Source organism: Knoellia tibetensis, from assembly GCF_048606415.1.
GTDB classification, from domain to species: domain Bacteria; phylum Actinomycetota; class Actinomycetes; order Actinomycetales; family Dermatophilaceae; genus Knoellia; species Knoellia tibetensis.
In genome coordinates this window covers 1-5,629 of sequence record NZ_JBMBWF010000007.1, presented here as the reverse complement: position 1 = coordinate 5,629, position 5,629 = coordinate 1, and the positions used below count along the sequence as shown (strand labels likewise).

Genomic DNA, 5,629 nt, shown 5'->3' with positions numbered 1-5,629 from the left:
AATGTTTGTCCGGCTGCGTCCTACTCTCCCACACCGTCACCAGTGCAGTACCATCGGCGCTGAAGGGCTTAGCTTCCGGGTTCGGAATGGAGCCGGGCGTTTCCCCTTCGCTATGACAGCCGAAACTCTATGGAGATATTCGGGGTTCCCCGCCGTGCCACCGGTGCCGGTGGCGTGGGGGGTTGCCGTTCCGTATCTCGGGAACTGCACAGTGGACGCGAACACGCAAAATCTTGTTGGTGTGTATCAAGTTGTCGGCTTATTAGTACCAGTCAGCTACATGCATTACTGCACTTCCACGTCTGGCCTATCAACCCAGTAGTCTAGCTGGGAGCCTCTCGGACCGTAGTCCATGGAAATCTCATCTTGAAGCGTGCTTCCCGCTTAGATGCTTTCAGCGGTTATCACTTCCGAACGTAGCTAATCAGCGGTGCTCTTGGCAGAACAACTGACACACCAGAGGTTCGTCCATCCCGGTCCTCTCGTACTAGGGACAGCCCTTCTCAAATTTCCTACGCGCACAGCGGATAGGGACCGAACTGTCTCACGACGTTCTAAACCCAGCTCGCGTACCGCTTTAATGGGCGAACAGCCCAACCCTTGGGAGAGACTCCACCCCCAGGATGCGACGAGCCGACATCGAGGTGCCAAACCATGCCGTCGATATGGACTCTTGGGCAAGATCAGCCTGTTATCCCCGGGGTACCTTTTATCCGTTGAGCGACGGCGCTTCCACAAGCCACCGCCGGGTCACTAGTTCCGACTTTCGTCCCTGCTCGACATGTCTGTCTCGCAGTCAAGCTCCCTTGTGCACTTACACTCAAAACCTGATTGCCAACCAGGCTGAGGGAACCTTTGAGCGCCTCCGTTACCTTTTAGGAGGCAACCGCCCCAGTTAAACTACCCACCAGGCAATGTCCCTGATCCGGATCACGGACCGAGGTTAGATATCCAGAACGACCAGAGTGGTATTTCAACGTTGACTCCACCGACACTGGCGTGCCGGCTTCACAGTCTCCCACCTATCCTACACAAGCCGTACCGAACACCAATACCAAGCTATAGTAAAGGTCCCGGGGTCTTTCCGTCCTGCTGCGCGTAACGAGCATCTTTACTCGTAGTGCAATTTCGCCGAGTTCATGGTTGAGACAGTGGAGAAGTCGTTACGCCATTCGTGCAGGTCGGAACTTACCCGACAAGGAATTTCGCTACCTTAGGATGGTTATAGTTACCACCGCCGTTTACTGGGGCTTAAATTCTGAGCTTCGACCCCGAAGGATCTAACCCGTCCTCTTAACCTTCCAGCACCGGGCAGGCGTCAGTCCGTATACATCGTCTTGCGACTTAGCACGGACCTGTGTTTTTAGTAAACAGTCGCTTCTCCCTGGTCTCTGCGGCCGTTCAGGCTAGTCCGTGAAGAACTTCACCCTCTGGGCCCCCCTTCTCCCGAAGTTACGGGGGTATTTTGCCGAATTCCTTAACCATGATTCACTCGATCGCCTTGGTATTCTCTACCTAACCACCTGAGTCGGTTTGGGGTACGGGCGGCTCGAACCTCGCTAGAAGATTTTCTTGGCAGCATAGGATCACCCTGCTTCCCGCATTCGCGGTCACTATCAGGTCTCAGGACATGTGTGAGACGGATTTGCCTATCTCACTCCCTACACCCTTGGACGTGGACAACCATCGCCACGCGGAGGCTACCTTCCTGCGTCTCTCCATTGCTTGACTACTACCTGCTCGGGTCGCGCGCTCCGCCCGCATCGGTCCGAAGACGTCAGCGGGTTTCAGGCGCTTAGCATCACAAGGTTCGTCATGGGCGGTTCTTCGCCGGTTCCGGAATATCAACCGGATGTCCATCGACTACGCCTGTCGGCCTCGCCTTAGGTCCCGACTTACCCAGGGCAGATTAGCTTGACCCTGGAACCCTTGGTTATTCGGCGGACGGGTTTCTCGCCCGTCATTCGCTACTCATGCCTGCATTCTCACTCGTGTGGCCTCCACGGCTGGATCACTCCGCCGCTTCCCTGGCCACACGACGCTCCCCTACCCATCAACACGCTTGGACCACCAACCCGCAGGTGTGGTGGCCGGGCAAAGTGTCAATGCCACAGCTTCGGTGGTGTGCTTGAGCCCCGCTACATTGTCGGCGCGGAATCACTTGACCAGTGAGCTATTACGCACTCTTTAAAGGGTGGCTGCTTCTAAGCCAACCTCCTGGTTGTCAATGCAACTCCACATCCTTTCCCACTTAGCACACGCTTAGGGACCTTAGCTGGTGGTCTGGGCTGTTTCCCTCTCGACTACGGAGCTTATCCCCCGCAGTCTCACTGCCACGCTCTCACTTACCGGCATTCGGAGTTTGGCTAACGTCAGTAACCTGGTGAGGCCCATCGGCTATCCAGTAGCTCTACCTCCGGTAAGAAACACGTGACGCTGCACCTAAATGCATTTCGGGGAGAACCAGCTATCACGGAGTTTGATTGGCCTTTCACCCCTACCCACAGCTCATCCCCTCAGTTTTCAACCTAAGTGGGTTCGGTCCTCCACGACGTCTTACCGTCGCTTCAACCTGGCCATGGGTAGATCACTCCGCTTCGGGTCTAGACCCAGCGACTCATACGCCCTGTTCGGACTCGCTTTCGCTACGGCTTCCCCACACGGGTTAACCTCGCCACTGAGCACTAACTCGCAGGCTCATTCTTCAAAAGGCACGCTGTCACCCCACAAGGAGGCTCCAACGGATTGTAGGCACACGGTTTCAGGATCTATTTCACTCCCCTCCCGGGGTACTTTTCACCTTTCCCTCACGGTACTTGTCCGCTATCGGTCACCAGGGAATATTTAGGCTTAGCGGGTGGTCCCGCCAGATTCACACGGGATTTCTCGGGCCCCGTGTTACTTGGGATAACTCTCTGAAGTTCACGATGTTTCGTCTACGGGGGTCGCACCCTCTGTGCCGGGCCTTTCAATGCCCTTCGACTACAACGCGAATTTTTGACTCCATGCCGGGATGTCAGTCCCGGCCGAGAGGTCCCACGACCCCGTACCTGCAACGCCTGACAGCTATCACACAGATACGGTTTAGCCTCTTCCGCTTTCGCTCGCCACTACTCACGGAATCGCGGTTGCTTTCTCTTCCTGTGGGTACTGAGATGTTTCACTTCCCCACGTTCCCTCTCCTCACCCTATGTGTTCAGGTGAGAGTGACTGGACTTGCCTCCAGCCGGGTTTCCCCATTCGGAAATCCACGGATCACAGTCTGGTTATCGACTCCCCGTGGCTTATCGCAGATTCCTACGTCCTTCTTCGGTTCCTGGTGCCAAGGCATCCACCGTGCGCCCTTAAAAACTTGATACGCAAAGATCAGATGCTCGCGTCCACTGTGTAGTTCTCAACATACGGGCGGCCCTTCCTGCATCCCCATCACCAGACCCGAACACCGAAAGGTGCTCGCCGATGTGACGGACAGGAGGCCCAGCCAGCTGCATAGCCGGCCCGAAGAAACGAGCAGAATCGCCCGAGCCCTCAGGACCCAACAACGTGTCAGGCGCCGACCCCACCCCACTGCTGTTCCGACCCCGACACCAGTGAAGGTGACCTGTGGGGCGTACTAGGCAAGCAAGCCAGTGACGACGCCAAATAATCGATGTTCCACCCATGAGCACCTGCCGTCCCACACTCGGGGACGAAACAGGGCCTGGACCACAAAACGTGGCCAGTGCTCCTTAGAAAGGAGGTGATCCAGCCGCACCTTCCGGTACGGCTACCTTGTTACGACTTAGTCCCAATCGCCAGTCCCACCTTCGACGGCTCCCTCCACAAGGGTTGGGCCACCGGCTTCGGGTGTTACCGACTTTCGTGACTTGACGGGCGGTGTGTACAAGGCCCGGGAACGTATTCACCGCAGCGTTGCTGATCTGCGATTACTAGCGACTCCAACTTCATGGGGTCGAGTTGCAGACCCCAATCCGAACTGAGACCGGTTTTTTGGGATTCGCTCCACCTCACGGTTTCGCAGCCCTTTGTACCGGCCATTGTAGCATGTGTGAAGCCCAAGACATAAGGGGCATGATGATTTGACCTCATCCCCACCTTCCTCCGAGTTGACCCCGGCAGTCTCCTATGAGTCCCCACCATCACGTGCTGGCAACATAGAACGAGGGTTGCGCTCGTTGCGGGACTTAACCCAACATCTCACGACACGAGCTGACGACAACCATGCACCACCTGTATACCGACCTTGCGGGGCACCTGTCTCCAGATGTTTCCGGTATATGTCAAGCCTTGGTAAGGTTCTTCGCGTTGCATCGAATTAATCCACATGCTCCGCCGCTTGTGCGGGCCCCCGTCAATTCCTTTGAGTTTTAGCCTTGCGGCCGTACTCCCCAGGCGGGGCGCTTAATGCGTTAGCTGCGGCACGGAACTCGTGGAATGAGTCCCACACCTAGCGCCCAACGTTTACGGCATGGACTACCAGGGTATCTAATCCTGTTCGCTCCCCATGCTTTCGCTTCTCAGCGTCAGTAGTGGCCCAGAGACCTGCCTTCGCCATCGGTGTTCCTCCTGATATCTGCGCATTTCACCGCTACACCAGGAATTCCAGTCTCCCCTACCACACTCTAGTCTGCCCGTACCCACCGCAAGTCCGGGGTTGAGCCCCGGATTTTCACGGCAGACGCGACAAACCGCCTACAAGCTCTTTACGCCCAATAATTCCGGACAACGCTCGCACCCTACGTATTACCGCGGCTGCTGGCACGTAGTTAGCCGGTGCTTCTTCTGCAGGTACCGTCACTTTCGCTTCTTCCCTGCTGAAAGAGGTTTACAACCCGAAGGCCGTCATCCCTCACGCGGCGTCGCTGCATCAGGCTTTCGCCCATTGTGCAATATTCCCCACTGCTGCCTCCCGTAGGAGTCTGGGCCGTGTCTCAGTCCCAGTGTGGCCGGTCGCCCTCTCAGGCCGGCTACCCGTCATCGCCTTGGTGAGCCATTACCTCACCAACAAGCTGATAGGCCGCGAGTCCATCCCAGACCGAAAAACTTTCCACACGCTCCCCATGCGAGGGCGTGTCATATCCGGTATTAGACGCCGTTTCCAGCGCTTATTCCAGAGTCAGGGGCAGGTTACTCACGTGTTACTCACCCGTTCGCCACTGTTCACCCCGAAGCAAGCTCCGAGGGTCACCGTTCGACTTGCATGTGTTAAGCACGCCGCCAGCGTTCGTCCTGAGCCAGGATCAAACTCTCCGTTGATGATTGCTATCCCCCAGCGCCGCCGAAACGACAAACCAGGGAAAAACCATACCCACAAAGGGTTGTGAAACCCGGCTGAGCAAGAACAACCAGCAAAAAACTGCTGAATGATCATTGTCAACCAAAGGAAATCAATTCGCACCGGACAACACCACCACCCACCCCAGACGAGGCGAGCAGCACCATCCCCCGGCGACGAGGTATTGGCATCGATTTTTGACACGCTGTTGAGTTCTCAAGGATCGGACGCACACCATCAACCAACCCACCAGGGCCGATCTCCAGGGCAACTCTCCAAAACTACCCGCGGCCACACTTGGGCGTCAAACCCGGCCTACCGACCGAACCGACCACACTTGGATCTTCGCGGGGC

At 56.7% G+C, this 5,629-nt stretch carries 3 rRNA genes; all 3 read right to left on the bottom strand.

The features are described from left to right. Nucleotides 1-7: 7 nt before the first annotated feature. The 3 genes from rrf to ACOJV7_RS17675 all read right to left on the bottom strand — a co-directional run bounded on the left by rrf (nt 8) and on the right by ACOJV7_RS17675 (nt 5,256). Nucleotides 8-124: ribosomal RNA gene (gene rrf, locus ACOJV7_RS17685) — 5S ribosomal RNA — on the bottom strand. 118 nt (nt 125-242) lie between these two features. Continuing rightward, nucleotides 243-3,358: ribosomal RNA gene (locus ACOJV7_RS17680) — 23S ribosomal RNA — on the bottom strand. A gap of 374 nt (nt 3,359-3,732) precedes the next feature. Beyond that, nucleotides 3,733-5,256 (bottom strand): 16S ribosomal RNA (locus ACOJV7_RS17675). The 16S, 23S and 5S rRNA genes sit together here, the layout of an rRNA operon. Nucleotides 5,257-5,629: the final 373 nt, after the last annotated feature.